This window comes from Hydrogenophaga sp. (assembly GCF_025699295.1).
Classification (GTDB): Bacteria; Pseudomonadota; Gammaproteobacteria; order Burkholderiales; family Burkholderiaceae_C; genus Hydrogenophaga.
Window position 1 is genome coordinate 224,834 of sequence record NZ_JAILWB010000001.1, and the last position, 24,425, is coordinate 249,258.

A 24,425-nucleotide genomic window follows, 5' to 3' on the forward strand; every position below is an offset into this window, starting at 1 on the left:
CTCACGCCTCCCGGATACCCCACGCCTGCTTCTCGGCGAGGCTGAGGGCGCCGAGGACCTCACGCGCATGGGCGTCGCCTTGCGTGACGATGGCAGAAAAGCGCGCCCATTGCAGGAACCCGAACTTGAACAGCGCGGGATTGAAGTACAGATCGGTCTGCCGGCGCGACTCCGACTGCCGCGAAACGCTGTACAGCACCGACACATTGAGCAGATACGACACCAGCGACGGGACGCGGTAACGCTGCCTGGCACGAGGCTTGAGCCGATCGAACAAGATTTGCCACGCGCTGGGCATCTCATCGAACTCGAGCCGCCTGGCACGCCGGGCGCTGAGGTCTACACCGATCACCTTGCCGACCCCGCGCATGTTTCTCATGACATCGGCCGGGAAGTTGTTGAACGTGCCACCATCGCAGAAAAGTTCGCCGTCCATCACGACCGGCGGCAGCGCGCCGGGAATCGCGATGCTGGCGCGCAGCGCGCGACCCAGGTCCCCTTTGTGCAACTGCATTTCACTGCCCTGGGAGTAGTTGCTGGCGATGCAGAAGTAGCCTTTCCACAGATCGACGATGTCGACCGGACCACCCATCAACGAGGCAATGGAGCGCTCGACAATGGCGCGTATCCGCCGGCCCTTGATCAGCGAAATCAGGGGCAGCATGTTGTAGTCGCCCGTGGGGTTGATCTTGAACGCCTGCTTGAGGACATCGATCGTCTTCGGAATGCCCCGGTCCGCCGCAATGGCGGCGGCCATCACCGCGCCCATGCTGGTGCCACCCACGCAATCGATTTCAATGCCCAGATCGTCCAGCGCCTGCCAGACACCCAGGTGAGCAAAGCCACGCGCGCCACCGCCCGCGAGCACCAGTCCCACTGCGTTGCGGCTCAACAGGCGTGCCAGCCGTGCGATGTCGCCATCGAGTTCGGCGCGCAGGTTCACGTGGCCGGTGACGGGTCGGCGTTCGACCCATCGCCGCATCCCCAGCGGCGACTGCGTGCTTGCTGGATGCAGCAGCACCAGCGTTTCCGCCACCTCGCTGCGCTGCGGTGGATCGACCATGCAGGCCTGCTCCACCGGATGGATGGCGGCGGGCTGCGTCGCATCCGCCAGCAGCAGCACCTCGTCGCTCAGGCTGATGCACAGCTCGGTCCATTCGTTCGGCTCGCTGTCCGCCACCATCAGCACGAAGTCGTGCTCGGCCTCCAGGTCTTCCAGCACTTCGGCGGCTACACGCGATGCAACGGTGGACGAATCCACCCAGCAGGCGCGGCCGAACTGTGCCAGCGCCTGCGTGAGGCGCCGGGCCATGCCGGCGGCGTCGACGGCATCAGTGATGGGCAGCAGCGTCACCGTCACGGGCGGAGGCAAGGGGCGCCGGTCGTGCTGGGTCTGCAGGCGCTCGATGATCTTCTTCGTGAGGGCAGTGGACACCCGCGGGTTGCGCGCCACCAGCGCGGTGAAGTGCGCCTTGTCCAGCCGCACCACCACGGTCCTGCGGATGGCCACCACCGTCGCCGACCGTGGGGCATCGGTGTACAGGCTAATTTCCCCCGTGATCTCGCCGCGCCCGAGCTCGCGGACCATGCGGGACGCGCCGTAGTCGGTCTTCACGTAAACGCGCAACCGACCGCTGACCGTCAGGTAGGCCGCGTCGCCAGGCGCACCCTGTTCCATCAGCACGTCGCCCGCGCGCAACTCCATCCATTGAACGTTGTTCTGAATGTCTTGCAGCGTCTCGTGGTCAATGGCCGGGAAATTTTCGGCAAGATAGCTCGCCAATGCGTTGCGGCGCCGTTGAAATTCGGTGTCGTCTGAAGTCATGTCGCCCTCAAATGTGGTGATGCCACATTTGAGGAAATGCGGCGCTTCAACCTGACGGGGGCTTGATGCCCGCGGCAATTGATAAGCGCGCATACTAACATCGCGCCTGCGGAATCCATGTCGCGTTGGCGTGGACGCAATGGCATGATTCGGTCTTGCATTTGATCCTGAATTCACGGCATCAGTCGGCTTTTCAAAATGGGAGTGATCGCGGTGTTTGAAATGCAAAAAATTCGTTCGCGGATCGCACTGCTGCCGGGCCTTCTGGGCGCGCTGCTCCTCCTCTCAGCCTGCGCTCCCGGCGTGCCGCGCTCCTATGTTGTGCTGGTGCCCGATCTGGACGGCGCTGTGGGCCAGGTCATCGTGAGCGGCCCAAGAGGCAGCCAGGTGTTGACGCGCGCCGGGCAGGCGGCCGGAATCGATGGCAATGAGGTCAAAGCCCAACTCGCCGGCCCGAAATTGGACGCTGACTTTTCAGAGGCCAAGGCCGCGCAGCCCACACCGCCCGAGCATTTCATGCTGTATTTCGTCAGTGGCGGAACTCGCTTGACCGATGAATCTGAAATTCAGTTCACGGCCATATTGGCGCGCTTGAAAGCCCGTGGCGCGCAGGCGATTGTCGAGGTGGTGGTGATTGGACACACCGATACCGTGGGCAGCACCGACAACAACGTTACGCTTTCAGCACAGCGCGCCAAATCGGTAGCCGATCGGTTGCATGCCACCGGTCTGAAGCTCTCGGCATTGACACTGGAATCACATGGCGAAAAAAACCCCCTCGTTCCCACCGGGGACGGCGTGTCTGAGCCACGAAACCGCCGGGTGCAGGTCACGATACGCTGAGTGGCGCGAACCTGCTCAACCACGCTTCCTCCGCGCCGCATACTCCTCCCGCACCCGCTGAAACGCCTCGGTGCATAGCCGGTCGCGCAGACGCTGCATGGCGGGGCGCACCAGTGAGACGGCCGCATCGCGGCCGAGCAGATCGCCCGACGCGACCCTGGTCGAGACCGGATGGGCGTAGGCGCTGTCGACCTGGGCCACGGTGTCTTCGCCTGTCGGCGAGGGCTGCGACACCGGGCCGCGCCAGGCTGCGTCGGCCTCAGACCAGGGATATCCCGAGGGACACATGCAGCGTTCGACCGGCCACCAGGCCAACAACCGCGCTGGCCTGCGGCAGCCTCGCGCGCGCTGCTTCGATGGCCACCGGATCCACGAGTGGCCTGACGGGTGGGGCACGGCCCGCGATCACGTCGGCCTGCGGCGTGCGCGTCACACCCGCCGGGTCGGCGAAGGCTTCCACCCTCGCCTCGATCTGCGTGGTGATCACGTCACAGGGACCTGCCAACCCGGTCGTGACCGGGATGCCGGCCACCGGCACCAGGGCCTCGCCACGCCAGTCCGACAATCCGCGCGCCAGCACCTGGCCGGCGCTGACCACGCGCAAAAGCACACCACCCAGAGCCTCGCCGCCGTCGATCTCGCGCACGCTGAGGCTGAGCGCGGCCCAGTTGGGTCCGAGGCGGCCAATGCAGCTCGGGTACATCGGCACCTGAAGAGGGCGGAACAGCGAACCGGGCAACGCGGTGCCGGAAGGACTGGCGTCACGCGGAAGCTCAACCCGCACCAGACGCGGCAGGTAGTGGCCTGTGGGATCGGAAATGCCCACCGTGAGCGAAAGCATGTCCGCAGGTCCGGGTGGAGGGCCGAGGAACGCCGTGGCATGGTCCACCGGCGGCGCCCATTCCTGGATCACGAACAGCCCGCTGCGGTTGCGCTGGATGCGTGCCCCTGCGGGTGCGTCGATGCGCAGGGCGTAGCGCAAGGGCGCGGATGTGGTGGCGTCGACGCAGCGCAGCGCTCCCAGCACACGGCGCTCGACCCGGTCGAGTTCGCGCGAGGTCTCCAGAACGAAGCTCATGAGAGCGCCCCGAAGCGGCACGAGGGCATGCTCAACCCGTCCCGGCTGACAGGGTAGGTGTTCTGCAGGAACATCGCGATCGACGCGCAGACGGAATGCATCGCGAAGACGTTGGCCATGGAACTCCCTTGCGGTTCGAAACCTTTTTTCACCCCATGCAGGCATCTCGTGGAGACAACTGCTGTGTGATCTATGCGGGGCTTTTTTTATACCTTCCGCAAGCGAAGCGCCGCAGTAGAAATACCTTTTTGCAGTGGGGGTTACATGTATTCACAGCATTCCGCTGTGACGCATCAGGGCCTGCGTGCGCCCATGAAAAAGGGGCCATTCGGCCCCTCGGTCATGGGTGAAGGGAGAGCGTCCCGCCCGGCTCAGTTCGGGCGGATGTTGTTGCGCCGGATCACCTCGGACATGGCGGCGGTGTCGCTCTTGATGCGGCGCGCCAGGCCTTCCGGACCGGTGCCTGCGACCTGCCAGCCCTGCGCGAAGATCTTCTGGCGGATGTCCTCGCGGCGCACGATCTCGGTCAGCAGCGCGGCGAGTTTGTCCACGTGGGCCTTGGGCATGCTCACGGGCGCGGCCACGGCGTTCCAGATCTCCAGCGCGAAGTCGCGCACGCCCGCCTCGGACAGGCTGGGCACCTCGGGCACCACGCTGCTGCGGCCGGCCGAGGTCACGCCGATGGCCTTGAGCTTGCCGCCGCGCACCTGGGCCATGGCCAGGCCCGGCGGCAACAGCGACATCTGCACCTGGCCACCGAGCATGGCCGTGATGACCTGCGGGTTGCCCGGATAGGGCACGTGCACGGGTGCGATGCCCGAACGGCTCTTGAGCAGTTCCATGCCGAGGTGGCCCACGGTACCGACACCGGGCGTGCCGTAGTTCCACTTGTCACCGGCCGCGCGGGCGGCGGCCATGAAGGCCGCGCCGCTCTCCACGGTGGTGGCCGGCACGCTGAGCACGAGCGGGGCCACGGCAATCAGCGAGACCGGGGCCAGGTCCGTGATGGGGTCGTAGGTGGTGGCGGGGTTGAGGATCTTGGCGATCGTCATGTTGCCGTTGATCATCAAGCCGATCGTGTGGTCGTCGTCCGCCCGGGCAACCTGGGCCGCGGCGATGTTGCCACCCGCGCCAGGACGGTTCTCCACCACCACCGGCTGGCCCAGCGCTTGCGAGAGCGGCTCGGCCAGCAGACGCGCGGTGAGGTCGGGCGAGGAGCCACCGGGAAAGCCCACCACCATCTTGACCGGACGGTTCGGCCAGGCGCCGCTCTGCGCGTGCGCCACCGGCAACACGGTGGACGCGACCAGCGCGGCGGCGGTGGCCAGGGCGTGGCGGCGGGTGGAGGTGATGGAGATATGGGTATCGGTCATGTCTGCCTCTGGTTCGGGGGAAAGGATCAGGGACCGGTCACCGGCTCGGGCTCGGGCGGTCCGTCGTAGAGCCAGGTATTGTCCAGCAAACGCTCGCCCAGCAGACCCATGGCCCGGTCGCGCGCCCAGCGCAGCGCTCCGTGGGCGTGAAAAACGGTGCCATTGCGCTGCGAGATCTGCTGCACGCGCGCGTTGCGCCGCCAGCGGGTGCGCGCGTAGGCGGCAAGCAGGCCGTGCCAGTCGGACTGCGCGGCAGGTGCCTGCGCCAGTTGCCCGAGCGTCCACGCGTCTTCGATCGCCATGGCCGCACCCTGCGCGAGGTAAGGCCGCATCGGATGTGCCGCATCGCCCAGCAGCGCCACCGGACCTTGCGCCTGCTCGTGCGCACCGCGCAGGCACGCGCGGTCGTGCAGGGGCCACAGCGTCCACTCGGGCACGGCCGCGATCATGGCCAGCAGCTCGCCGCAGGCCGGCCCCAGCGCGCGCCGCAGGTCGGCCGCGTGCGCGGCATGCGTCCAGCCGTGAGGGTCGCCGCCCGGCGCCAGTGTGCCCTCCACCACGGCGACCACATTGATCCAGTCACCCTGCTTCACCGGGTAGTGCACCACGTGCAGCCGGGGCCCGAGCCAGGCCGTCACCACGTTGGCGCGCAGCGGCGCGGGCAGGTCGACCGCGCGCACCAGGCCGCGGTAGGCCAGGTGGCCGGTGGCGCGCGGCGGCTGATCGCCGAGCAACTGCCCGCGCACACGGCTCCAGAGGCCGTCGCAGCCGATCAGGGCATCGGCCCCAAGAACCTCGCCGTTGTCCAGCGTGACCTGCACGCCCGGCCCCTTGACCTGGAATGACGCCATGCGGGTGCCCAGCATCAGCCGCGCCTCAGGACGCCGCCGCACCGCCGCCAGCAGCAGGCCGTGCAGGTCCGCGCGGTGCAGCGTGGCGTAGTGTTGCCCGTGCCGGGCCAGGGCCATGGCACCCAGGCGCAGGTGGCCCAGTTGCCGCGACTGGTGCGCGTCGCGCACGCGCAGCGCTTCGGGGAATGCCGCGCAGGCCTGCAAGGCGTCCATGAGACCCCATTCGGCCAGAACACGCACCGCGTTGGGCCCGAGTTGCAGGCCGGCGCCTACCTCGCCAAAGGCCTCGGCCTGCTCCAGCACCACCACCTGCACGCCCGCGCGCGACAACGCCAGCGCGCACGCCAGCCCTCCGATGCCGCCACCGGCGACGATGACTTGTTGGTTCATGCCGGCGATTGTGCCGGGCTGTGGGCGGACCGGGTGCGCGAGGTCGCTGCCTCAACGAGGGCGCCAACGCTACAGCTGCACGGTATCCACGTCGCGCTCGGGCCGTGCACCCAGCGGCAACACGCACAGCGTGACGCCGTCCAGTGTGAGCACCAGTCCCAATTGCCCGGCCACCTGCACGACGCCAGAGGGGGTCGCACGCGGCACTGCATCCGCCCTGGCGCCCGCCAGGGGCTGCGCCGCCGCCAACGCACTGACCGGTGGCTGGCGGAGCATGGCCCACAGCGCCCGCGGGTCGCGCAACTGCAATGACTGCAGGTACAGGCGCAAGCGGGCCTCTTCCACCGCATCCAGTTCGGGCTGCGGGCGGCACCCGGGTGCACCACCGACCTGCCGCAGCCGCAACAGCGCCCGACGCAACCACTGCCGGCTGCCGGCTTCGGACCTGCCGCTGGCCAGAGCGAGCTCGGCATGGCCTGCGTCGAACACCTCGTGCAGCAACACGGCGGCTCCCTCTTGCGGCGTCAGGTGGGCCGCGATCAGGCGCAGGGCGTGGTGGACCTCTTGCGCCAGCGCTGCATCCATCTCGGCCGAGGGCGACGCCGGTTCGGCATGTCCGGTTTCTGCCTGGGCCAGCCAGTGCTGCATCCAGTGGCGCCGCCGCAGGCGGTCGATGGCGAGATGGCGCACCACGGTGAGCAGCCAGGCCTGCGCGGCGTTGAGGCTTTCGGAATCGCGCTCCAGCGCGCGGACGTAGGCGTCCTGCACGGCGTCCTCGGCGTCGGCCAGCCCCAGAAGGCGGGTGGCTGCGCGCACCAGGCGGTGGCGGTCGGCGTCGAGCAGGCCCAGCTTGTGTTCGTCGTTCATGCGCAGAGCTTGCCACAGCGCGGACGCGCGCGTGGCGTCACACAACCTGCGCGCCGTTCGTCAAGGCAGCTCAACCACAAGGACCTCACCCTATGAACACCCCTGATACCACCGCGCCGTCCAGCGGCACCGAACCGCGCACCTCCTACCTGGAAGAAAAGGCGTTCAAGGCGCGCACGCTGCTGATCTTCGGCACCGTCACGGACGCCGTGGCGGCCGATGTCACACGCCGGCTCATCGCACTGGACGCAGAGAGTGCCGACCCGATCGACGTGCTGGTGAGCTCGCCAGGCGGCCACCTGGAGTCCGGCGACGCCATCCACGACATCGTGCGCTTCATTGCCGCGCCAGTGAACATGATTGGCACCGGCTGGGTCGGCAGCGCCGCCACCCACCTGTACCTGTCGACATCCCGCGAACGGCGTTATTGCCTGCCCAATACACGCTTCCTGATCCACCAGCCCAGCGGCGGCGCCGGCGGATCGGCCAGCGACATCGCCATCCAGGCGGTGGAAATCGTCAAGGCCCGCGAGCGCATCGCGCGCACGATCGCGCGCCAGACAGGCAAGTCACTCGAGGTGGTGCTGACCGACATCGAGCGGGACCGGTGGTTGTCGGCCGAGGAGGCGGTTGAATACGGGCTGGTGTCCCGGATCATCGAGCGCAAAGTCGAGATACTTGGCGCTTGATGCCCGCAACGGAGGCACAGCGCGCGGTCGAAGGCTTGAGCCGTCACCCCGATCAGCATCCGGGCTACAGATCACGCGCCTTTGGCCGATAGATCCAGAGACAGCCCCGAAACCGACCTCAACAACCCACCCACCATGTCCCTGCCTCCCCTCTCCGGCACATCGGCCGCCGCCATCGGCCTGAGCGGCATGCGCGCCGCGCAGGTGCGTATGGACACGCATGCCCACAACGTGGCCAACCTGCAGACGCCCGGTTTGCAGCGCCAGCTTGTCACGCAGACGGCGCGGCCCGACGCGGGGGGTGTGGACGTGCAGGTCGGCCGGGAGACCGCCGCCACATCGTTGCAAGGCGGTGACGGTTTCGACCACCTGGCGGAGGACCTCGTCGGCCAGCGCATGAGCCTTTACAGCTTTGCCGCCAACCTGCGCACCGTGCAGACACAGGACGACATGCTCGGTACCCTGCTGGACGAGAAGGCCTGAGCGAAGCCCTCGGGCAGTTGCGGCATCATGCGGGTTGCGCGTCCCGCACCGATGGGGTCGCATCGCCAGGAGACCCCATGCTCAAGACCTACCACGGCAGCTGCCACTGCGGCGCCGTCACCTTCGAGGCCGATCTCGACCTGACGCAGACCAGCTACCGCTGCAACTGCTCGATCTGCCGGCGCAACCGCTTCTGGCCGGCGGTGGCCAAGCCGGAGAACTTCCGCTTGCTCACGGGCGAAGACGACCTCACGCTCTACGTGTTCAACACGAAGAAGAACCACCACCTGTTCTGCAAGCATTGCGGCGTGCGCTGCTTCGGCATCGGCAACGAGACGCCCATGGGCACGATGTACGGCGTCAACCTCGGATGCCTCGACGACGTGACCGACGAGGAACTCTCCCGCATCCCCATCACCTATGTGGACGGCCGCGATGACCGCTGGCAGTCCGCTCCCGAGTTCTTCACGCACCTTTGAGCCCGGCAGGCTCGCCGTGTCACAGGATGCGGTTGAACCACAGCACCGACAACCCCGCCGAGAACAGCGCCAGGATCGAAGCCACGAGCGCGAGCAGGCCCGAGATCTCGGTCTCGCGCTTCTCCACCGTCAGTCGCGAGCTCAGCGTCTCGTAGACCTTCTTGAGGTTGTCGGCGGTGCCGGCGTAAAAATACTCGGCCTGCGTCGCGCGGGCCACTTCCTTGAGACTGTCTTCATCCAGACGGACGCGCATGGACCAGCCCTCGAAACCGATGATTTCGCCGTCGACCGTGCCCACGCCCACGGTGTAGACGCGCACGCCACGGTCGGCCGCCATCTTGGCGGCCTCGGCGGTTTCCACGCCGGTGGTGCGCTGGCCGTCCGTGAGCAGGATGATGGCCGCCGAGCTGTACGAGCCCGGCGCCACGGGCGTGAAGGGTTTTTCATCGGGCCGGGGCTGGTCGAGCGAACGGCCCTTTGGCGCGAACGGGTCGGTGTTGCGGCTGTAGGTCATGTCGCCGAGGTTGATGCGCTGCTCGGGGAACAGCTCGGAGAGCGAGACCACGATGGCGCTGCCGATGGCGGTGGCACGCTGCAACTGGAACTTGTCGATCGCGGCAACCAGGTCTTCGCGGCTGAGCGTGACGGGCTGCACCACCTGCGCGGAACCGGCAAAGGCCACGATGCCCACCTTCACATGGCGCGGAAGTTCCGCCAGAAAGGCCTTGGCCGCGTTCTGCGAGGCCACGAGCCGGTTGGGCTGCACGTCCTCCGCGCGCATGCTGCCCGAGACGTCCATCGCCAGGATGATGGTCTGCTGGTTGGACGGCAGCACGATGGTGGCCATGGGCCGGGCCGAGGCCAGGAGCATCGCCGCAATGGCGATGAGCAGCAGCACGGGCGGCACATGGCGGCGCCAGCCTGGACCCTTGCCCATGGCTTCGCGCACGATGGACAGGCTGGCGTAGCGCAGCGCGGCGTGCTTGCGCCGGCGCAGCAACCAGACGTAGAGCAGGACCAGCAGCGGCAGCGCGAGCATCAGCCACAGCAGCTGCGGCCACAGGAAGGTGACGGGCAGGTCGTTCATCATGCTCGGGCTCCTTCACGGTGCGTGGTGAGGCTGCGCCGGTCGCGGGTGGGCAGTTGCGTGGGCACGTGGCGGGTTGCGAGGCCGTTGCGCGCTTCGCGCAGGCGGCGCTTGCGCAGGTCGATGAAGCGCAGCACGGCTTCGGCCAGGTCGTCGTCCGTGGCGAGTTCGAGCGTGTCCACGCCAGCGCGCGCAAGGCTCTCGCGCAGTTGCGCCTCGCGTTGCGCGGCGATGCGCGCGAAGCGCTGGCGAAAACCGGCGTCGTGCGTATCCACCATCAGTTGCTCGCCGGTCTCGGCGTCGCGGATCGGGATCAGGCCGAGGTCTGGCAGGTCGAGTTCCAGTGGGTCGAGCAGGCGAACGGCCACCACGTCGTGCCGGCGCGCGAGTTCACCCAGCGGCTTTTCCCAGCCGGGTTCGCTGATGAAGTCGGACACCACAAACACGGTGCCGCGCTGGCGCACGGTGTGCACCGCCGTGCGCAGCAGGTCGGCGAGCTGGGTCACGCCATCCTGGCGGTTCGCTCCGGGTCTGACCGCGGGCGGTTGCAGCACCATCTGCATCAGGCGCAGCACCTGTGTGCGGCCACCGCGCGCGGGCAGCACCGCGTCCACCACCGGCTGGCCGCGCGAACCGTACAGCACGGCACCCACGCGGTTGCCATGGCGGCCGATCAGCCGCGCGAGCACGGCGGTAAAGTCCAGCAGCACCTGGCTCTTGCGCTGCTCGCCCGAGCCGAAGTCCACCGAGGGACTGAGGTCGAGCAGGAACCAGGCGGCCATCTCGCGGTCTTCGGTGAACACGCGCACATGGGGTGTCTGCAGGCGCGCGGTGACGTTCCAGTCGATGTGGCGCACGTCGTCGTGGTGCTGGTATTCGCGCAGGTCCGCCAGGTCCAGTCCCGAGCCCCGCATCAGCGTGCGGTGGTCGCCCTGCAACAGGCCGTCGAGACGGCGCAGCACAGTCCATTCCAGCCGGCGCAGCAGGGCATCGGCCCGGCGTGCCACGGGCGTGGCCAGCGCACCCGCGCCCGGGTCGGCCCCGGGGGTGGGGGATTTGCCGAGCAGGCGCTGGAAGAACATGGTGGTGGCCCTGGCTCAGGCGGCGCGTTGCTCGCGCTCGAGCGGGCGCGCCGGCGGCGGGATGTGTTTCATGATGCGGGCAATCAGGGCCTCGCTCGTGAGGCCCTCGGACAGGCCTTCGTACGACAGCACCACGCGATGACGCAGCACGTCGGGCACGAGGTCGCTCATGTCCTCGGGCAAGGCGTAGTTGCGACCGCGCAGCATCGCCAGGGCACGCGCGCCTTCAACCAGGCCAATCGTGGCGCGCGGGCTGGCACCGAAGGTAATGAGGTGGGCCATGTCCTTGATGCCGTGCTTCTCCGGCGTGCGCGTGGCCGAAACAAGCCGGACGGCGTACTGCACCAGCGAAGGATCGACATACACCTGCCGGCACTGCGCCTGCAGGCCCGCGAGCTGGTCGGTGGTGGCCACGGCATTGACGGTCACGGCCGGCCCGGTGACACGCTCGACGATCACGTATTCCTCCTCGTCCGTGGGGTAGTCCACCATCACCTTCATCATGAAGCGGTCGACCTGCGCCTCGGGCAGCGGATAGGTGCCCTCGGTCTCGATCGGGTTCTGCGTCGCCATCACGAGGAATGGGTTGGGCACCTTGTGGGTTTCGCCTGCGATCGTCACCTGGCGTTCCTGCATCACCTCCAGCAGCGCGCTCTGCACCTTGGCCGGCGCGCGGTTGATCTCGTCGGCCAGCAGCAGGTTGGCGAACACAGGTCCCAATGAGGTGCTGAAGTCGCCGGTCTTCTGGTTGTAGATGCGCGTGCCCACCAGGTCGGCCGGCACGAGGTCGGGGGTGAACTGGATGCGCTTGAAACGCCCCTGCACCACGCCGGCCAGCGTTTTCACGGTGAGCGTCTTGGCCAGGCCGGGCACGCCCTCGACCAGCAGGTGCCCCTGGGCCAGCATGGCGACCATGACGCGCTCCAGGAACCGGTCCTGCCCGACCACCACGCGCTTGACCTCGTACAGGATCTGCTCCATGAGCTGGGCGGTGTCGGGGGGGGTGCTTGTGTCCATGGAGCGCTCCTGGGAAAGAGAAACAGACTCAGAAAGGTGGCAGGCCGGCGGCGCTGGCGGCGCTCTCGATCGGCACGGCAAAGCCGATACCGACAAACGTGCGGTGGCTGGTGGGGTTGAGGATGCCGGTGACGATGCCGACCACCTCACCATCCAGGGTGACCAGGGGCCCGCCCGAGTTGCCCGGGTTGGCGGCCGCGTCGAACTGGATCAGGTTGCCAATTTCCTGCTCACCCTCGGGCGACTTGAACGCGCGGTCGAATCCGGAGATGACGCCCGAAGAGGTCGAGGGGCCGATGCCGAAGGGAAATCCCACGGCCACGACGCCATCACCCGGCATGAGATCGCTGGTGGAGCGCATGGTCGCGGCGATCAGGTCGTCGGGAATGGTGTGGGCCTGCAGCACGGCCAGATCGTTCTGGGCCTGCACGCCAGTGACGCTGGCGCCGGACTCCGTGCCGTCGGCGAACACGAGCTTGATGATCTGCGCGCCCTGTACCACGTGCAGGTTGGTCAGGATGATGCCCTTGTCGACGATCACCACCCCGGTGCCCACGCCCTGCTCCTGTTCCTCGCCCTTCTTGTCCTTGGCGTAGGACATGACGCGCACCACGGCGGGGCGGATCTTCTCCGCCGCGCGCGCGGCCGCCGAGGGCAGGTTCTGGGTGGTGAGGGTGCGCAGCACAGCCGCGTCGATGTCCTTCTGCGTCAGGGACTTGGGGGCAAGGGCCCCACCCTGCCAGACGCTGGCTGCGAGCAGGGCCGCCAGCAGCGCCAGGGCCGACCACATCACGCGCGGGCTGCTGGCCGCGCGGCTGGCGGCGGCGCGCCAGCGGCGGCGCGGCACCGCGACGCCCGGACCGGTCGTCGCCTCAGCGGGGGCCTGCCCGTCCTGCGCGCCCGCCTTCGGAGCCGCCGGGCGGGCGGACGGGCTGTACAAGGCAGGCTTTCGCATGGCGACTCCTGAAGGAGGGACGAAAACACATCATGCCGCGTTGCGGCATCCGGCTCAAGCGGCCAACAATTGCCTGAGCACGTAGGGGAGGATTCCCCCTTCGCGGTAATAGTTCACCTCCACCGGCGTGTCGATGCGCAGGATCACCGACAGCTGGCGGCGCTGGCCATCCGGGCGGGTGATCACCAGTTGCGCCTCGCTCTGTGGCAGCAGTTCGGGATGCGGAATCACGTCGATGGTTTCGTCGCCGGTCAGCCCCAGGTTCTCCCAGGAATCGCCGGCCTTGAACTGCAGCGGCAGCACACCCATGCCGACCAGGTTGGAGCGGTGGATGCGCTCGAAGCTGCGCGCCACGACGGCCTTGATGCCCAGCAGCTGGGTGCCCTTGGCGGCCCAGTCCCGGCTGGAGCCGGTGCCGTACTCCTCGCCCGCGAACACCACGGTGGGCACGCCGGCGGCCTGGTAGCGCATGGCCGCGTCGAAGATGCTCAGCTTCTGCCCCTGGCCCACGCCTTCGAGCTGGTAGATCGTCCAGCCACCCTCTTCGCGCGAGCCATCGGGCCCGGGAGCCAGCATCAGGTTCTTGATGCGCACGTTGGCGAAGGTGCCTCGCATCATCACCTCGTGGTGACCGCGACGCGCCCCATAGCTGTTGAAATCGGCTTTGAGCACGCCACGCGCGAGCAGCCATTGCCCGGCGGGTGATTGCTCGGCGATGCTGCCGGCCGGCGAGATGTGGTCGGTGGTGATGGAATCACCAAAGAGCGCCATGACACGCGCGCCGCGCACGGCCGGTGGCTCACCCGAAGTGGGCATGGTGAGCTTGAAGTCGGCGAAGAACGGGGGTTCGGCAATGTAGCTGCTCAGGGGCCAGGTGTAGGCATTGCCCGAGACGCCCTTGATGTGCTCCCAGAGCTTGCCCGGCTCGCTGGCCACGCGCGCGTAGTTTTCGCGGTAGGCCTTGCCGTTCATGGCGAACTTCATGAGCTTGTAGATCTCGTCGCTGCTCGGCCAGATGTCCCCCAGGTACACCGGCTTGCCACCCTTGCCCTTGCCGATCGGTTCGGTCATGAGGTCCTTCATGACATTGCCGGCGATCGCATAGGCCACCACCAGCGGCGGGCTGGCCAGGAAGTTGGCCTTGAGGTTGGGATGGATGCGCGCTTCGAAATTGCGGTTGCCCGAGAGCACCGCCGCGCAGATCAGGTCGTTCTGCGTGATCACCGCATTGAGTTCGGGCGTGAGGTCACCCGCATTGCCAATGCAGGTCGTGCAGCCATAACCCGCGAGCGCGAAGCCGAGCTTTTCCAGATAGGGCAACAGGCCGGTCTGCGTGAGGTATTCGGTGACGATGCGCGAGCCGGGCGCCAGTGAGGTCTTGATGTGTGGCTTGACCTTGAGGCCAGCCTCGACCGCCTTCTTCGCCAGCAGGCCGGCGGCCAGCAGCACGCCCGGGTTGCTGGTGTTGGTGCAACTGGTGATGGCCGCGATCAGCACGTCACCATTGCCGATGGTGAGGTCGCCGCGCGGCGCCTGTGCCGGCGCGCGCGCGCGCTCGGGCCGGTTGTCCACCATCTCTGCCACATCGCGCGGCGCGCCCTCGGGCGTGGGTGGCGCCTGCGGCACCGCCGCCTCGCCGTTGTCGGCATGGAAACGGGTGTGCAGCAGTTCGGCCGGGCGGTTGAAGCCGTTCTGCGCGTTGGGTTTGCTGAACAGCTCGGCAAACTGGCGCGCGACCTGGCCGAGCTCGATGCGGTCCTGCGGGCGCTTCGGGCCAGCCAGGCTGGGCGTGACCAAGCCGAGGTCGAGCTTGACCACCTGCGAATACTCGATCTCGCCCGCGGGTTGCGATGCGCCGGCAGCGCCGGGCACGCCGAACAGGCCCTGCGCACGGAAATAGGCTTCGAACGACTCGATATCTGCCTTGCTGCGGCCCGTGCCGCGGAAGTAGTCGAGCGTTTTTTCGTCGACCGGGAAGAAGCCCATGGTGGCACCGTACTCGGGCGCCATGTTGGCGATGGTGGCGCGGTCGGGCAAGGCCAGTGAGGCCGTGCCCTCACCGAAGAACTCGACGAACTTGCCCACCACCTTGTGCTGGCGCAGGATCTCGGTGACGGTGAGCACCAGGTCGGTGGCGGTGACACCTTCGCGCAGGCGGCCGGTGAGTTCGAAACCCACCACGTCGGGCGTGAGGAAGTAGACCGGCTGGCCCAGCATGGCGGCCTCGGCCTCGATGCCGCCCACGCCCCAGGCCACCACACCAATGCCGTTGATCATGGTGGTGTGGCTGTCGGTGCCCACCAGCGTGTCGGGGTAATACAGCCCGCCCTTCATGTGCACGCCGCGCGCGAGGTACTCCAGGTTCACCTGGTGCACGATGCCGAAGCCCGGGGGCACCACGCCGAAGGTGTCGAAGGCCTGCATGCCCCACTTCATGAACTGGTAGCGCTCGTTGTTGCGCTGGAATTCCAGCTTCATGTTGAGGTCCAGCGCCTGCTTGCTGCCATAGTGGTCGACCATGATCGAGTGATCCACCACCAGGTCCACCGGCACCAGTGGCTCAATCTTCTTCGGGTCCTGCCCGAGGCGCTGCGCCACGCTGCGCATGGCGGCCAGGTCGGCCAGCAGCGGCACCCCGGTGAAGTCCTGCAGCACCACACGCGCCACGGTGAACGGAATCTCGTCGGTGCGCGCGGCGTTCGGCTGCCATTGCGCGAGTTGCGCGACGTGCTCTGGCGTCACGCGCTCGCCATCGCAGTGGCGCAGCACGCTCTCCAGCACGATGCGCAGCGACACCGGCAGGCGCTTGATCGAGGGGTACTGTCTGGCCAGGGCCGGCAGCGAATAGAAGCGCCCGCTCTTGCCCGAGGCGGTCTTGAAGGTCTTGACGGTCGAGGCGAAGGGGTGGGAGAAATGGCTGGTCTCGGGCATGGGGAGCTCCTGACGATGGGGTGCGATGGCGACCCATTCTGTCAGGAGCGTGGTTCACCATGCTGACAGTCGTGCTTTGCCGACTGGCCCGCCGGTATTCAGATCGCGGCAGGCGAACGGGAGCGCCGCAACGCCATCCACTGCAACTCGGCCAGCGCCAGCACCGCCAGCGCCTGTAGCACCAGGTAGGCCTGGCCCAGCGGCGTGGGCGACACCGCCCCGCCAAACAGCAGCACCAGGCACGCGGCCACCCAGGCGAAATTGCCCGCCACCAGCACACCCAGCAGGTGGCGCGGCGGCGAAGCCTGCAGGGCCAGCGTGCCGGCCAGCGCCACGTACAGGAGCAACAGAATGCCGGTAGCGCTCAGCAGCCCGGCGGGCAGACCCAGCAGCGTGGACAGATAGCCCGCCAGCGCCAGGTGCAGCACGGTGGTGGCAGAACCGGAGAGGGCATCGACCCAGAGGACACGGCGCAGGCCGGCGGGAGACGTGAGATAGGAAATCACGGACATGACGCACTCCTTGAAACATGGAAATGAGGGAAATCGAATCGATTCGGAATGTGATGCTCGGGCCAGCGAAGCGGCACGTCCATGACGTCGCACGTCATGGCGGATGCGCATGCCGTGCCCTACCATGCCGCCCATGACCGCCCTCACCCCTGCATCCCGCGTCTCGTCGTCCACCCCGTCGCCCTTCGGCGAACGCCTGCGCCACTGGCGCCAGCACCGCCGCCTGAGCCAGCTCGATCTGGCCCATGTGGCCGACGTGTCCACGCGCCACCTGAGCTATGTGGAGACCGGCCGCGCCAGCCCCAGCCGCGACATGGTGCTGCGCCTGCTCGACCGGCTCGACATCCCCCTGCGCGAGCGCAATGCGCTGCTGGAGGCGGCCGGTTACGCGCCCATGTACCGCGAACGCTCACTGGATGCGCCCGACATGGCATCGGCGCGCGCCGCGGTCCAGCGCATCCTGGCCTGCCACGAACCCTGGCCCGCCCTCGCGATGGACCGGCACTGGAACCTGGTGATGGCCAACCGCATGGTGCCCATGCTGATGGCCGGCGCCGCGCCCGTGCTGCTGCAGCCGCCCGTCAACGTACTGCGCCTGAGCCTGCACCCGGATGGTCTGGCGCCCCGCATCGCCAACCTGCGGCAATGGCGCGAGCACCTGTTCGAGCGCCTGCGCCAACAGATCCACGCCACCGGCGACGACACCCTGGCGGCACTGCTGGCCGAACTCAAGGGCTATCCGGAGTCGTTCGGTGCCGAACCCCTCACCCTGCCCGGCGAACACCATGGCGTCCTCATGCCGTTCGAGTTCCGCACGCCAGCAGGGGAGTTGCGGTTGATCAGCACCACCACCGTGTTCGGCTCCCCGGTGGACATCACGCTGCAGGAGCTCGCGCTGGAGACCTTCTTTCCGGCTGACGAAGCGTCGGCGAATCTGCTGCGGCAGCTCGCCGCGGAATCGTAAAAAAGCCGCTGCGTCTGCAGCGGCTTCCGGGCACCCGGTCGCGACAGAACCGACTGGAAGGATGCCCGCCTTACTTGCCCCAATAGCCGGACTTGCTGGGGAAATGACCCGTTTTGCCTTGCTTGCCTCCATAGGCTGCTTTACCCGGGAATTGACCGCTTTTACCCGTCTTTCCTGTGTAGGCGGCTTTACCCGGGAGTTGCTCGGCGTTGTTCACCTTGTCTGAATAAGCGGCCTTACCGGGGAGGGGTCCGACCTTTCCCGTTTTGTCCGCGTGATCCATTTTTTCAGGATATGGGTCGGCCTTGCCCATCTTGTCTGCATGGCCCGATGGTGGGGTCATGCCCTTGGAGGCCTCCAGCTTCATGTTCGAATCCTGCATGCCGCCGGCTCTTGCGGTGTCGTCAATGGCGAACACGGGTGGGGTCCATGCGAGCAGGCTCGTGACGCCGAGCCAGAGCAAGTGATGCGTTCTCATGGGAGTCTCCTTGTCGAGGTGGCACCTGGCAATGGGGGATTCAGAAGGAGTCTGGCTGACCCCGAAAAACCCGACACACGGCCGCAAGCACCTGAAAGACTACCCCACACCAGCCCCAACGTCCACCGGCCGGCCCGCGCCATTCCGCCCATCACGCCATGGTGCCCCGCTCAATCACCTGAGCCAGCGAAAAAAAGGCCCGGAACCATCGCTCCGGGCCTTCTTCCTGACAACAGCATCAATCCTCTCAGGCTGTCACACCCTTGGCCGCTTCGGCGTACTCCTCGATCTGGTCGAAATTCATGTACTTGTAGATCGCGGCACCGTCCTTGTTCACCACGCCCATCGCCTCGTGGTACTCGGCCACAGTGGGGATATGGCCCAGCTTGGAGGCGATGGCGGCCAGCTCGGCCGAGGCCAGGAACACGTTGGTGTTCTTGCCCAGGCGGTTCGGGAAGTTGCGCGTGGAGGTGGACACCACGGTCGCGCCCTCGCGCACCTGCGCCTGGTTGCCCATGCACAGCGAGCAGCCGGGCATCTCGGTGCGGGCGCCGGCGGTGCCGAAGGCCGCGTAGTGGCCTTCCTTGATCAGCTCGCTCTCGTCCATCTTGGTCGGCGGTGCCACCCAGAGCTTGACCGGGATGTCGCGCTGGCCACCGAGCAGCTTGGCCGCGGCGCGGAAGTGGCCGATGTTGGTCATGCACGAGCCGATGAACGCCTCGTCGATCTTGGTGCCGGCCACGTCGGACAAGGTCTTGGCGTCGTCCGGGTCGTTCGGGCAGCACAGGATGGGCTCATGGATGTCGGCGAGATCGATCTCGATCACGGCGGCGTACTCGGCGTCCTTGTCCGCTTCCAGCAGGCTCGGGCTGGCCAGCCAGGCCTCAACCTTCTCGATGCGGCGCTGCAGGGTGCGGGCATCGGCGTAGCCGTTGGCGATCATGTTCTTCATCAGCACGACGTTGCTGGTGAGGTATTCCTTGATCGGCTCGGGATTGAGCTTGATGGTGCAGCCGGCGGCGGAGCGTTCGGCCGACGCGTCGCTCAGCTCGAAGGCCTGCTCCACCTTCAGGTCCGGCAGGCCTTCGATTTCCAGGATGCGGCCGGAGAAGATGTTCTTCTTGCCGGCCTTGGCGACCGTCAACAAGCCGGCCTTGATCGCGTACAGCGGGATGGCGTGCACCAGATCGCGCAGGGTCACGCCCGGCTGCATCTGACCCTTGAAGCGCACCAGCACCGATTCGGGCATGTCCAGCGGCATCACGCCGGTGGCGGCACCGAAGGCCACCAGGCCGGAGCCGGCCGGGAAGCTGATGCCGATCGGGAAACGGGTGTGCGAATCACCACCGGTGCCCACGGTGTCGGGCAGCAGCAGGCGGTTGAGCCAGCTGTGGATCACGCCATCACCGGGGCGCAGCGCCACACCGCCACGGTTGCTGATGAAGGCCGGCAGCTCGCGGTGCGTCTTCACGTCCACCGGCTTGGGGTAGGCCGCCGTGTGGCAGAAGGACTGCATCACCATGTCGGCGCTGAAGCCCAGGCAGGCCAGGTCCTTCAGTTCGTCGCGCGTCATCGGGCCGGTGGTGTCCTGGCTGCCCACGGTGGTCATGCGCGGCTCGCAGTAGGTGCCGGGGCGCACGCCCTGGCCTTCGGGCAGGCCGACCGCGCGGCCCACCATCTTCTGCGCCAGGGTGAAGCCGGCCTTGGTTTCGGCGGGTGCCTGGGGCAGGCGGAACACGGTACTGGCGGGCAGCCCCAGGAACTCGCGTGCCTTGGCGGTGAGGCCGCGGCCGATGATGAGGTTGATGCGGCCACCGGCGCGCACCTCGTCGAACAGCACATCGCTCTTGAGCTTGAACTCGGCCACGGTGGCGCCGTTCTTGACCAGCTTGCCGTCGTAAGGCAGCACGTCGATCACGTCGCCCATCTCGAGCGAGCCCACGTCCACCTCGATCGGCAGCGAACCCGAATCTTCCTGCGTGTTGAAGAAGATGGGCGCGATCTTGCCGCCGAGCGTGACGCCGCCGAAGCGCTTGTTTGGCACGAACGGAATGTCCTGCCCGGTGGCCCAGATCACCGAGTTGGTGGCGGACTTGCGCGAGGAGCCGGTGCCGACCACATCGCCCACGTAGGCCACCAGGTGGCCCTTCTTCTTCAGATCTTCAATGAACTGCATCGGGCCGCGCTTGCCGTCTTCCTCGGGTTTGAACGCCGCGCCTTCGCGCGTGTTCTTCAGCATGGCCAGGTAGTGCAGCGGGATGTCGGGGCGGCTCCAGGCGTCCGGCGCAGGGGACAGGTCGTCGGTATTGGTTTCACCGGGCACCTTGAACACGGTGACGGTGATCTTTTTCTCGACTTCCGGGCGGCTGGTGAACCACTCGGCGTCGGCCCAGCTCTGCATCACTTCCCTGGCCTTGGCATTGCCGGCCCTGGCCTTCTCGGCCACGTCATTGAAGAAGTCGAACATCAGCAAGGTCTTCTTCAGGCCCTCGGCGGCCACGGTGGCCACCTCGGCGTCGTCGAGCAGCTCGATCAGCGGGTGCACGTTGTAACCACCCACCATGGTGCCCAGCAGCTCGGTCGCCTTGGCCTTGGAGAGCAAACCCACCTTCACATCGCCATGGGCCACGGCTGCCAGGAAGCTGGCCTTGACCTTGGCCGCGTCGTCCACGCCGGGCGGCACGCGGTGCGTGAGCAGGTCCAGCAGGAAGGCGTCTTCCCCGGCCGGCGGCGCCTTGATCAGTTCGATCAGCTCGGCGACCTGCTTCGCTTCGAGGGGCAGCGGCGGGATGCCCAGCGCGGCGCGTTCGGCAGCGTGGGCGCGGTAGTCGGTAAGGAAGGTGGACATGGTGCTCTCTCCGGAAGGATTTGAAATGCGTGGGGTCAGGAATGGGATGGGATGGCGGACAAGCAAACTCAATGCCGCAGCGTGATCGTTTCGGTGAACAGCGCACGCGCCGCCTCGGGTAGAAGCAGACCGGTCTGGTGCGCGCGCTCCAGCAGTTGCCAGAAGTAGCGGTAGCTCGCGCGGTCGTGCAGGCGACCATCGAACTGCACCGGCGCCCAGTCGGCGGCCATGGCGCGTTCGATCAGCGCCGCAGCGGTGTCTACTTCACGCGCCGATGGTGCGAACGCCGCCAGAATGGGCCGGATCTGGTCCGGATGGATGCTCCACATGCGCGTGTAACCGAGTTCGCGGGCGGCCTTCTTCGCTGCGGCGCGCAGCGCGTCGAGGTCCTTGAATTCGGTCACCACGCAATGCGACGGCACCTTGCCATGCGCATGGCACGCCGAGGCGATGTCCAGCTTGGCACGCAACACGAGCGGGTGTGCAAACTGACCCGCCACGCTCATGCCATCGGCGGGAATCGCCCCGCCGTGCGCCGAGACGAAATCCATCAGGCCGAAACTCAGGCTCTGCACCCGGGGATGGGCCGCGATGTCGAATGCGCGGTGCACGGCGGTGGGCGACTCGATCAGCACATGCAGCGGCAATGCCGTCGCGCCGGCTGCATCGAGCGCGGCCGCGGCGCGATCCACGTCGGCGACCGATTCGACCTTGGGCACCATCAGGTGCGTGAGCACGTGGCCGGCCCCTCCGGCGATGGTGGCCACGTCGACATCGAACGCCGGGTGGTCCACCGGGTGCACGCGCACCGCCACGCGTGCTCCGGGCGCGGCGCCCAGGGCCAGCTCGGTCACCAGCACGGCGTGGTCGGCCTCGCCACCCACGGGCGCGCCGTCCTCACAGTCCAGTGTCACGTCGAACACGCAGGTACCGAACTCCTCGGTCATTTCGGCCTGCAGCGCCAGGCTCTTGCGCATGCGCGCCTCCACCCCGCTGTAGTGGTCACAGACCGGCAGCGCGAACGCGCCGGCCTGTGCCCCGAGCAGAATGGATCGCGGGTGGGTCACGTTGCGGTTACCAGCCGGTTACAGCAGGTGCTTGACGCCGTCCTGCTCGCCCTGCAGCTCGGCCAGGGTCTTGTCGATGCATTCCTGCGAGAAGGTATCGATCTCCAGACCTTCGACGACCTTGTACTCGCCGTTCTCGCAGGTAACGGGGAAGCCGAACATGGTGTCCTTCGGAATGCCGTACCAGCCTTGCGAGGGGATGCCCATCGTCACCCACTCACCCTTGGTGCCCAGCGCCCAGTCGCGCATGTGATCGATGGCGGCGTTGGCGGCAGAGGCGGCAGAGGACAGGCCACGCGCTTCAATGATCGCGGCACCGCGCTTGCCAACGGTCGGCAGGAACACGTCCTTGTTCCAGACCTGATCGTTGATCATGTCCTTGACCGATGCGCCATCGATGGTGGCGAAGCGGTAGTCGGCGTACATGGTGGGCGAGTGGTTGCCCCACACGGCGAGCTTCTTGATGCTGGCCACGGCCTTGCCGGTCTTGGCGGCGATCTGCGAGGCGGCGCGGTTGTGGTCCAGGCGCAGCATGGCGGTGAAGTTCTTCGCCGGCAGGTCCGGTGCGCTCTTCATGGCGATGTAGGCGTTGGTGTTGGCCGGGTTGCCGACCACCAGCACCTTGACATTGCGCGACGCCACGGCGTTGAGCGCCTTGCCCTGGGCGGTGAAGATCGCGCCGTTGATGGCCAGCAGCTCGGCGCGCTCCATGCCGGCCTTGCGCGGCATCGAACCCACCAGCAAGGCGTAGTCGGTGTCCTTGAAGGCGGTCATCGGGTCGCTGTGGGCTTCCATACCCACCAGCAACGGGAATGCGCAGTCTTCCAGTTCCATCATCACGCCCTTGAGCGCCTTCTGCGGACCTTCCACCGGCACTTCCAGGAGCTGCAGGATCACGGGCTGATCCTTGCCGAGCATCTCGCCCGAGGCAATGCGAAACAGCAGGGCGTAACCGATCTGGCCAGCGGCGCCGGTGACGGCAACGCGAACGGGCTTCTTGTTCATGGTGAAAACTCCGGAAAAGGACGATGAAAGGGGGGGAAAGGCACGGGGGAAGACCCCGGAACATTGGCGGTGGCTGCGCCTGACAGACGACAGCCCGTGGACCCACGGTCAGCCTGCGAGTGTACTCTCGCAAACCCTGATACGTCAATTTGTCTTATGTCTTATATAAGATATGATTCGCATTGGCGCCGCCACCCGGCAAAGCCGCAAAAGCATGGCCACTTCATCACCGAATCCCACCGATGCGTCCCCGGTCGATGCCGGCGTGTACGACGCCACCGCGCCGGCCTTCAGCCCGCTGTACCAGCAAATCAAGACACTCATCCTGCGCAGCCTGCAGGCGGGCGAATGGAAACCCGGCGACATGATTCCCAGCGAATTCGACCTCGCCGCGCGCTTTCGGGTCAGCCAGGGCACGGTGCGCAAGGCGATCGACGAACTCGCCACCGACAACCTTCTGGTGCGCCGCCAGGGCAAAGGCACCTTCGTGGCCACGCACGCCGAGGTCCACACGCAATACCGCTTCCTGCGCCTGTTGCCCGACACGGGCACGCTGGAAGACCAGGGCCGCGCGGAACGCCGCATCGTGGAATGCCGCCGCCTGCGCGCACCGGCCGAGGTCGCGCGCCAGCTCGGGTTGCGCACCGGCGACGCGGTGCTGCAGGTCAAGCGCGTGCTGGCCTTTGCCGGCACGCCAGCGATCGTCGAGGAACTGTGGCTGCCCGGTGGCCCGTTCAAGGGCCTGACCCTCGAAACCCTGTCGGACGACCAGGGCCCGATGTACGCACTTTTCGAAGCGCAATTCGGCGTGCGCATGGTGCGCGCGCTGGAGAAGATCAAGGCCGTGAGCGCCGACCAGGACACAGCCACGCTGCTTGGCGTTTCGCCTGGCCACCCTCTGCTGAGCGTGGAACGGCTGGCCTACACCTACAACGACGAACCGATGGAACTGCGGCGCGGCCTGTACCGCACCGACACACGGCACTACCGCAATGAACTGAGCTGAAGGCGACCCGCAACGACCGCTGTGGCGGTGGCAGCGTCCCAGTGTCAGGCTGAGGTATGGTGCGTTGCAATAGAATTTGACGCACCTTGGTACAAGTTACCAACGCGTTACCAACCTTCCCCCACGCCTCCCCACCGGAAGAAAGCCCCACCATGACCGAGTTGACCAAGAAGCGGCCCGAGTTCCGCAACATCAACGCCTTCAAGGACCTCACCACCTACCGTCTGCCGCCAGCAGGCTGGGTGTCGATCCTGCACCGCGCCAGCGGCGGCCTGATGTTTGTCCTCCTGCCCCTGATCGTCTGGCTGTTCGACACCTCGGTGTCGTCCGAGATCTCCTTCGGGCGGTTCACCTCGGCTTTCTCCGCCGGTCTGGGCTTCGTGCCCGGCTGGCTGTTCAAGCTGGTCGTGCTGGCCCTCATCTGGGCCTACCTGCACCACCTCATCGCGGGCGTGCGACACCTCTACATGGATGTCTGCCACGCCGTAAGCAAGGAGTTCGGTAAATCGTCGGCCCTGTTCACCCTGATCGCCAGCATAGCCCTCACGCTGCTGCTGGGCGCCAAGCTGTTCGGCCTCTACTGAGCGACGCCTCC

At 67.0% G+C, this 24,425-nt stretch carries 24 protein-coding genes; 7 read left to right on the forward strand and 17 right to left on the reverse strand.

Translation table 11 applies throughout. From position 1 onward, the window contains the following. Nucleotide 1 precedes the first annotated feature (1 nt). Complete coding sequence (locus K5880_RS01060; protein WP_297647497.1) at nucleotides 2-2,053, reverse strand: patatin-like phospholipase family protein; 2,052 nt, start codon at nucleotides 2,051-2,053, stop codon at nucleotides 2-4. Between K5880_RS01060 and K5880_RS01065 the strand changes: the two genes are divergently transcribed. Continuing rightward, nucleotides 2,030-2,668, forward strand: a complete 639-nt coding sequence (locus tag K5880_RS01065) for an OmpA family protein (RefSeq protein ID WP_297647499.1) — start codon at nucleotides 2,030-2,032, stop codon at nucleotides 2,666-2,668. The genes K5880_RS01060 and K5880_RS01065 overlap by 24 nt on opposite strands. Nucleotides 2,669-2,683: 15 nt before the next feature. Here K5880_RS01065 and K5880_RS01070 read toward each other — a convergent pair whose 3' ends face one another. The 6 genes from K5880_RS01070 to K5880_RS01095 form a co-directional block, all read right to left on the reverse strand. Further along, entirely contained in the window at nucleotides 2,684-2,869 is a 186-nt protein-coding gene (locus K5880_RS01070; RefSeq protein ID WP_297647501.1) for a hypothetical protein, read from the reverse strand. A gap of 58 nt (nucleotides 2,870-2,927) precedes the next feature. Then, complete coding sequence (locus K5880_RS01075) at nucleotides 2,928-3,746, reverse strand: hypothetical protein (protein ID WP_297647503.1); 819 nt, start codon at nucleotides 3,744-3,746, stop codon at nucleotides 2,928-2,930. Further along, nucleotides 3,743-3,865 carry a hypothetical protein gene (locus K5880_RS01080; RefSeq protein ID WP_297647505.1) on the reverse strand — a complete coding sequence of 41 codons (123 nt, stop codon included), beginning with the start codon at nucleotides 3,863-3,865 and terminating at the stop codon, nucleotides 3,743-3,745. The genes K5880_RS01075 and K5880_RS01080 overlap by 4 nt, the downstream gene beginning before the upstream one ends. A gap of 252 nt (nucleotides 3,866-4,117) precedes the next feature. Continuing rightward, nucleotides 4,118-5,119: a tripartite tricarboxylate transporter substrate binding protein gene (locus tag K5880_RS01085; protein WP_297647508.1), complete on the reverse strand. Its 1,002-nt coding sequence runs from the start codon at nucleotides 5,117-5,119 to the stop codon at nucleotides 4,118-4,120. A 26-nt stretch (nucleotides 5,120-5,145) separates the two neighbouring features. Further along, on the reverse strand, nucleotides 5,146-6,360 hold the full coding sequence (locus tag K5880_RS01090) for an FAD-dependent monooxygenase (protein WP_297647509.1): 1,215 nt from the start codon (nucleotides 6,358-6,360) through the stop codon (nucleotides 5,146-5,148). Between the two features lie 69 nt (nucleotides 6,361-6,429). Next, nucleotides 6,430-7,227: a sigma-70 family RNA polymerase sigma factor gene (locus K5880_RS01095; RefSeq protein ID WP_297647511.1), complete on the reverse strand. Its 798-nt coding sequence runs from the start codon at nucleotides 7,225-7,227 to the stop codon at nucleotides 6,430-6,432. Between the two features lie 92 nt (nucleotides 7,228-7,319). Here K5880_RS01095 and K5880_RS01100 point away from each other — a divergent pair, with 92 nt between their 5' ends. The 3 genes from K5880_RS01100 (at nucleotide 7,320) to K5880_RS01110 (ending at nucleotide 8,878) form a co-directional block, all read left to right on the forward strand. After that, nucleotides 7,320-7,916 carry an ATP-dependent Clp protease proteolytic subunit gene (locus tag K5880_RS01100; RefSeq protein ID WP_297647514.1) on the forward strand — a complete coding sequence of 199 codons (597 nt, stop codon included), beginning with the start codon at nucleotides 7,320-7,322 and terminating at the stop codon, nucleotides 7,914-7,916. 135 nt (nucleotides 7,917-8,051) lie between these two features. Then, nucleotides 8,052-8,399 carry a flagellar basal body protein gene (locus K5880_RS01105; RefSeq protein ID WP_297647516.1) on the forward strand — a complete coding sequence of 116 codons (348 nt, stop codon included), beginning with the start codon at nucleotides 8,052-8,054 and terminating at the stop codon, nucleotides 8,397-8,399. 77 nt (nucleotides 8,400-8,476) lie between these two features. Beyond that, nucleotides 8,477-8,878: a GFA family protein gene (locus K5880_RS01110; protein WP_297647519.1), complete on the forward strand. Its 402-nt coding sequence runs from the start codon at nucleotides 8,477-8,479 to the stop codon at nucleotides 8,876-8,878. Nucleotides 8,879-8,897: 19 nt separating this feature from the next. Here the strand turns inward: K5880_RS01110 and K5880_RS01115 are convergent, their stop codons facing one another. The 6 genes from K5880_RS01115 to K5880_RS01140 form a co-directional block, all read right to left on the reverse strand. Further along, entirely contained in the window at nucleotides 8,898-9,965 is a 1,068-nt protein-coding gene (locus K5880_RS01115; RefSeq protein ID WP_297647799.1) for a VWA domain-containing protein, read from the reverse strand. Further along, on the reverse strand, nucleotides 9,965-11,047 hold the full coding sequence (locus tag K5880_RS01120) for a DUF58 domain-containing protein (RefSeq protein WP_297647522.1): 1,083 nt from the start codon (nucleotides 11,045-11,047) through the stop codon (nucleotides 9,965-9,967). The genes K5880_RS01115 and K5880_RS01120 overlap by 1 nt, the downstream gene beginning before the upstream one ends. Nucleotides 11,048-11,062: 15 nt before the next feature. Then, nucleotides 11,063-12,064, reverse strand: coding sequence for a MoxR family ATPase (locus K5880_RS01125; protein WP_297647525.1), 1,002 nt, complete (start codon nucleotides 12,062-12,064; stop codon nucleotides 11,063-11,065). Between the two features lie 28 nt (nucleotides 12,065-12,092). Continuing rightward, complete coding sequence (locus K5880_RS01130; protein WP_297647528.1) at nucleotides 12,093-13,019, reverse strand: trypsin-like peptidase domain-containing protein; 927 nt, start codon at nucleotides 13,017-13,019, stop codon at nucleotides 12,093-12,095. A gap of 54 nt (nucleotides 13,020-13,073) precedes the next feature. Continuing rightward, on the reverse strand, nucleotides 13,074-15,950 hold the full coding sequence (locus tag K5880_RS01135; RefSeq protein ID WP_297647530.1) for an aconitate hydratase: 2,877 nt from the start codon (nucleotides 15,948-15,950) through the stop codon (nucleotides 13,074-13,076). 98 nt (nucleotides 15,951-16,048) lie between these two features. Beyond that, entirely contained in the window at nucleotides 16,049-16,462 is a 414-nt protein-coding gene (locus tag K5880_RS01140) for a hypothetical protein (RefSeq protein WP_297647533.1), read from the reverse strand. A gap of 133 nt (nucleotides 16,463-16,595) precedes the next feature. Here K5880_RS01140 and K5880_RS01145 point away from each other — a divergent pair, with 133 nt between their 5' ends. Beyond that, nucleotides 16,596-17,426 carry a helix-turn-helix transcriptional regulator gene (locus K5880_RS01145; protein ID WP_297647536.1) on the forward strand — a complete coding sequence of 277 codons (831 nt, stop codon included), beginning with the start codon at nucleotides 16,596-16,598 and terminating at the stop codon, nucleotides 17,424-17,426. 70 nt (nucleotides 17,427-17,496) lie between these two features. Here K5880_RS01145 and K5880_RS01150 read toward each other — a convergent pair whose 3' ends face one another. The 4 genes from K5880_RS01150 to K5880_RS01165 all read right to left on the reverse strand — a co-directional run bounded on the left by K5880_RS01150 (nucleotide 17,497) and on the right by K5880_RS01165 (nucleotide 22,824). After that, entirely contained in the window at nucleotides 17,497-17,904 is a 408-nt protein-coding gene (locus K5880_RS01150; protein ID WP_297647539.1) for a hypothetical protein, read from the reverse strand. A gap of 247 nt (nucleotides 17,905-18,151) precedes the next feature. After that, nucleotides 18,152-20,752 carry a bifunctional aconitate hydratase 2/2-methylisocitrate dehydratase gene (gene acnB, locus K5880_RS01155; RefSeq protein WP_297647542.1) on the reverse strand — a complete coding sequence of 867 codons (2,601 nt, stop codon included), beginning with the start codon at nucleotides 20,750-20,752 and terminating at the stop codon, nucleotides 18,152-18,154. A 68-nt stretch (nucleotides 20,753-20,820) separates the two neighbouring features. Beyond that, a complete protein-coding gene (locus K5880_RS01160; RefSeq protein ID WP_297647544.1) occupies nucleotides 20,821-21,819 on the reverse strand; it encodes an aldolase/citrate lyase family protein in 999 nt (332 codons plus the stop codon). Between the two features lie 18 nt (nucleotides 21,820-21,837). Beyond that, a complete protein-coding gene (locus tag K5880_RS01165) occupies nucleotides 21,838-22,824 on the reverse strand; it encodes a malate dehydrogenase (protein ID WP_297647547.1) in 987 nt (328 codons plus the stop codon). Between the two features lie 214 nt (nucleotides 22,825-23,038). Here K5880_RS01165 and K5880_RS01170 point away from each other — a divergent pair, with 214 nt between their 5' ends. Then, nucleotides 23,039-23,830, forward strand: coding sequence for a GntR family transcriptional regulator (locus K5880_RS01170; protein WP_297647552.1), 792 nt, complete (start codon nucleotides 23,039-23,041; stop codon nucleotides 23,828-23,830). A 152-nt stretch (nucleotides 23,831-23,982) separates the two neighbouring features. Further along, a complete protein-coding gene (gene sdhC / locus K5880_RS01175; RefSeq protein WP_297647555.1) occupies nucleotides 23,983-24,414 on the forward strand; it encodes a succinate dehydrogenase, cytochrome b556 subunit in 432 nt (143 codons plus the stop codon). Nucleotides 24,415-24,425 lie beyond the last annotated feature (11 nt).